5 protein-coding genes are annotated in these 4,475 nt (G+C 61.8%); 3 read left to right on the top strand and 2 right to left on the bottom strand.

Translation table 11 applies throughout. The features are described from left to right. Both EN906_RS24135 and EN906_RS24140 read left to right on the top strand, forming a co-directional pair. The coding region (locus tag EN906_RS24135) for a MarR family transcriptional regulator (protein ID WP_127375430.1) at nucleotides 1-318 on the top strand (318 nt) is incomplete at its 5' end. Nucleotides 319-472: 154 nt separating this feature from the next. Continuing rightward, nucleotides 473-979: a DUF2380 domain-containing protein gene (locus EN906_RS24140; RefSeq protein ID WP_127269415.1), complete on the top strand. Its 507-nt coding sequence runs from the start codon at nucleotides 473-475 to the stop codon at nucleotides 977-979. Nucleotides 980-986: 7 nt separating this feature from the next. On the opposite strand, the gene tdh is transcribed toward EN906_RS24140, so the two are convergent. Both tdh and EN906_RS24150 read right to left on the bottom strand, forming a co-directional pair. Then, the gene (gene tdh, locus EN906_RS24145) at nucleotides 987-2,021 is read right to left on the bottom strand and encodes an L-threonine 3-dehydrogenase (RefSeq protein ID WP_127330661.1); all 1,035 of its coding nucleotides are present in this window, start codon (nucleotides 2,019-2,021) and stop codon (nucleotides 987-989) included. 65 nt (nucleotides 2,022-2,086) lie between these two features. Further along, nucleotides 2,087-3,100, bottom strand: a complete 1,014-nt coding sequence (locus EN906_RS24150; protein WP_127273102.1) for an adenosine kinase — start codon at nucleotides 3,098-3,100, stop codon at nucleotides 2,087-2,089. 221 nt (nucleotides 3,101-3,321) lie between these two features. Here EN906_RS24150 and EN906_RS24155 point away from each other — a divergent pair, with 221 nt between their 5' ends. Further along, nucleotides 3,322-4,239: an EamA family transporter gene (locus EN906_RS24155; protein WP_127266634.1), complete on the top strand. Its 918-nt coding sequence runs from the start codon at nucleotides 3,322-3,324 to the stop codon at nucleotides 4,237-4,239. Nucleotides 4,240-4,475: the final 236 nt, after the last annotated feature.

Below are 4,475 nucleotides of genomic sequence, written 5' to 3' on the forward strand. Positions count from 1 at the left end.
CTTTCGGGGCTGGGGCAGCATGGAACGATGACGGCGTCTGCAATCGGTGAGCAATCGGCCATGCACAAGACAAAGGTTTCGCGCGCTGTCGCCGAGCTCGAACGGCGGCGCTGGCTGACGCGAAAACCGGACGAAAAAGACCGCCGTATCGAACATCTGACGCTGACCGGAACGGGACTTGCCGCCTATCGCGAGATGGTGGCGCTGGCCAAGGCGTTCGAACGGGATTTGCTGGCAAGGCTCAGCGCTGAAGAGCGCACGGCGATCACCAGCGGACTGGCTGCATTGGAGACCAGTCTGGTCCCGAGCATGGGTTAGTCCAAGATCAAGCCAATCACTCTGAACGACGGAGTTCGAGCGAACCTGCGTGGGAACTCCCACCGCAGCCAAAGCATAGCATTGCTTTCGATTTGATCGTGATTTGCGTTGTCAGGCCGCGTATAATGCCCATTACACCGACGGGAGGACTACGATGAGCATTCGCGCCTTAAGTGTCCTGGTGACGCTACTTGTAGGCACGTGCACATTTGCGCAGGCCCAGCAGACAAAGCCGATGTCGATCGAAGTGTTCCCTTTCGAATTGGAGGACAAGAGCGCCGGGGCGGGAATAATTCCCCCAGATGAATATGACAGGCGCTATCTGTCGGAATCGGCACAAGTTGCAAAGGACATGCTCTCCCAGTCTGGGCGCTTTACAGTAATTGATGTGCCGGCGAGGGATACACAGGCTGCTGCGCCGCACGGATTGCGCAACTGCGCTGGTTGTGAAGGACCGATTGCCAAGGAGCACGGCGCGTCGCTTGCCTTGCTTGGCGTCGTAACGCGCGTCAACCGAACGGAACATACTATGTTCATTCGCATCCTTGACGCCGAAACCGGGAGACATGTTTCGGAGGGGTTTACCGATCTTCGCATGGGTGCGAACCACGCATGGCCCCGCTCCGTGAAATGGCTGATGAAAAACAGAATCCTGCGCTAGGCGGCATCTACCAGTCCATCACCACCTTGCCGGAACTGCCGCTCTTCATCGCATCGAAACCGATCTGAAAATCGTCGATGCCGATGCGGTGGGTGATCAGGCCGGAGACATCCAGCGGGCCCTGCACCAGCGCGATCATCTTGTACCAGGTTTCGAACATCTCGCGGCCGTAGATGCCCTTGAGATGCAGCATCTTGAAGATGACCTTGTTCCAGTCGATCTCGAAGCCGGTCGGCGCGATGCCCAGAATGGCGATCTTGCCGCCATTGTTCATGGTGTCGATCATGTCGCGGAAAGCGGGGGCGGCGCCCGACATTTCGAGGCCGACGTCGAACCCCTCGGTCATGCCGAGCACTGGCATGACGTCGCGCAGCTTTTCCTTCGAGGCATCGACGACATGCTGGACGCCGAGCTTTTTCGCCAGCGCCAGCCGCAGCGGGTTGATGTCGGTGATGACCACTTTGCGCGCGCCGACGCATTGCGCGACGAGCGCGCCCATGATGCCGATCGGCCCGGCGCCGGTCACCAGCACATCTTCGCCAACCAGATCGAAGGAGAGTGCGGTGTGGACGGCATTGCCCAAGGGATCGAAGATCGCGGCAATCTCATCGGGCACATCATCGGGGATCGGCACGACATTGTGCTGCGGGATCGCCAGATACTCGCCGAAGGCGCCAGGACGGTTGACGCCGACGCCGAGCGTGTTGCGGCACAGATGCCCTCGCCCGGCGCGACAGTTGCGGCAATGGCCGCAGACGATGTGGCCTTCGCCCGATACACGCTGGCCGACCTTGTATTCGGTGACCGCTGCGCCGAAATCGGCAACGGTGCCGACGAATTCATGGCCCGTCACCATCGGCACCGGCACCGTCTTCTGCGCCCACTGGTCCCAATTGTAGATGTGCACGTCGGTGCCGCAGATCGCCGTCTTCTTGATCTTGATCAGCACGTCGTTGGGGCCGATTTCCGGCACCGGCACCTCTTCCATCCAGATGCCCGGTTCGGCCTTGGCCTTCACAAGCGCCTTCATCATGTTCGACATCAGGATTTCCCTATTCCGTGATTGCGCTTCTGGCGAGATAGCCTGCACAACGGGAAGGTAGGCCACTAACTCGTTTGAACGTCCGGAATGGTCAGCCCCGCCTGCTCGGCCTCGCGGCGCAAATTCTGACGGGGCCTGGGGCCGATCTGCTGGATCACCAATCCGGCTGCCAGTGAGCCAAGGTCGCCGCAAGTCTGCAGGTCGCGGCCTTGCGTGTAGCCATGCAGGAAGCCGGCGGCATAGAGATCGCCGGCGCCCGTCGTGTCGACCAGTTCCTTGATGGCGGTCGCCTTGATCACCACGGTCTCGTCGCCGCGCACGATCACCGAGCCTTTTTCCGAGCGGGTGACGGCGGCGATCCGGCAATCCTTGCGGATCTGGGCCAGCGCCTCGTCGAACGACGATGTCTGGTAGAGCGACTTGATCTCGTGGCTGTTGGCAAAGACGATGTCGACCGTGCCCGAGCGCATCAGGTCGAGGAATTCGTCGCGGTAGCGGTCGACGCAGAACGAATCCGACAGTGTCATCGACACTTCTCGGCCTGCTGCGTGCGCCAGCTTCGCCGTCTGGCGGATTGCCTCCTTGGCGCGCGGCGGGTCCCACAGATAGCCTTCGAAATAGGTGACCTTGGCGCCAGACGCCTTGTCGGCTTCGACATCCTCAGGGCCAAGCTCGACGCAGGCGCCGAGATAGGTGTTCATCGAGCGCTCGCCGTCGGGGGTGACGAAGATCATCGAGCGCGCCGTCGGCGGCTCGCCCTTGAGCGGCGTGGTGTCGAAGGCGACGCCCTGTGCATGAATGTCGTGCGCGTAGATTTCGCCCAGCGCATCGTTGGAGACCTTGCCGAAGAAGGCCGCGCGGCCGCCAAAGCTGGCGACGCCGGCCGCCGTGTTGCCGGCACTGCCGCCGGACGCTTCGATCGCCGGACCCATGCGGCTGTAGAGCAGTTCGGCGCGTTGTGTGTCGATGAGGTTCATCGCGCCCTTGATGATGCCGTTGGTCTCGAGGAACTCCTCGTCGCACTGGGCGATGATGTCGACAATGGCATTGCCGATGCAAAGCACGTCATAATCCGGCATCAAAATCTCCGCCAAAACCCGAGCCGGCTTCTTGCCACGCCGGTCCGGCGCGGGTCTAGCGATTTGAAACCGGTTTGCCTAGGGCGTGACACGCAACTTTGGCGGAACAGGCAAAAGGCGCATCAGCCGCGAGGCGCTATGACAATTCGACCGTGGCCGAAGCATTTCATCACCGGACCGCCTACAAGCATGGCTCACCCGATCCCGTTTGAAGGCGAGCCATGCCGACAAAGAACGAGCCTGCAAAGAACGACATGACCACCGACCTTGCGCTGCTCGTCGTGCTGGCGGTGCTCTGGGGCGCCTCCTACACCTTCATCAAGATTGGCGTCGAAACCATCCCGCCGGTCACCTTCATCGCCGCCCGCACCCTGATTGCCGGTGGTATCTTGTTTGCCATCCTCCGCTGGCGCGGGCTCGCCATGCCGGGCGATGCGGCAAGCTGGCGCCGCTTCGCCTTCCAGGCCTGCCTCAACAGCGTCATCCCGTTCACCCTGATCGCCGCGGCGGAACGTTCGGTCGATGCCGGCCTCGCCACCATCCTGAATGCGACCTCGCCGATCTTCACCTTCCTCTTGACAGCGCTCATCACCCGCCACGAGCCGGTCACGCTGCGCAAGCTGATTGGCGTGGGCGCCGGCATTGCCGGCATCTGCCTCATCATCGGCACGCAGGCACTGGGTGGCCTCGGTCACGAGTTGTGGGCGCAGTTGGCCATCGTAGCGGCAACAATCTGCTATGCCGGGGCCGCCATTTTCGGCCGCGGCTTCAAGGGTCTCGATCCGATGCTGCCTGCCGCCGGTTCGATGCTGTGCGGCGCCGTCATCCTCGTGCCCCTCAGTCTGGTGTTCGACCAGCCGTGGACGCTGGCGCCTTCAACGGCGTCGATTCTGGCCCTGCTCGGCCTGTCGGTGTTTTCCACCGCATTGGCCTTCGTCATCTATTTCCGCCTCATCCACACGTTGGGTTCGGTCGGCACCACCTCGCAGGCCTATCTGCGGGTGCCGATCGGCGTCGGCATCGGCGCCCTTTTCCTCGGCGAAAGCCTAGGCTCGACGGCATGGCTGGGCATGGGTTTTGTCGTGGCTGGGGTCGCCGCCATGACCATTCCGGTTCGAAAGCCAGCATTTGCGCGGTAGAGCAATTCCAGGACAAGTGTGAAGCGGTTTTCCCGGGAAAAGCGCATTGGGGATTGCGTCAAAGCAAAAGAACCGGCCTGCTTGCGCTCATGCCGTGCTCTGCTTATCTCGGAAGCATCCGCCTTTTCGACGGTGTCTGGTGTGACCTGGGGGTAAAGCACGGTGATTTTCGACGCTGCCCGCACTGCGGCCCTCGAGCTGCTCTCGCCTCCCTTTCGGGCCGTGTTCCTCAAGAC

The sequence above is a fragment of the Mesorhizobium sp. M7A.F.Ca.CA.004.06.1.1 genome, from assembly GCF_003999135.1.
In the GTDB taxonomy this organism is placed as follows: domain Bacteria; phylum Pseudomonadota; class Alphaproteobacteria; order Rhizobiales; family Rhizobiaceae; genus Mesorhizobium.

What these genes read in the sequence shown, in the direction of transcription:
- EN906_RS24155 (WP_127266634.1), top strand. Translation starts at nt 3,322, where the DNA reads ATGCCGACAAAGAACGAGCCTGCAAAGAACGACATGACCACCGACCTT.
- EN906_RS24140 (WP_127269415.1), top strand. Translation starts at nt 473, where the DNA reads ATGAGCATTCGCGCCTTAAGTGTCCTGGTGACGCTACTTGTAGGCACG.
- tdh (WP_127330661.1), bottom strand. Translation starts at nt 2,021, where the DNA reads ATGTCGAACATGATGAAGGCGCTTGTGAAGGCCAAGGCCGAACCGGGC.
- EN906_RS24150 (WP_127273102.1), bottom strand. Translation starts at nt 3,100, where the DNA reads ATGCCGGATTATGACGTGCTTTGCATCGGCAATGCCATTGTCGACATC.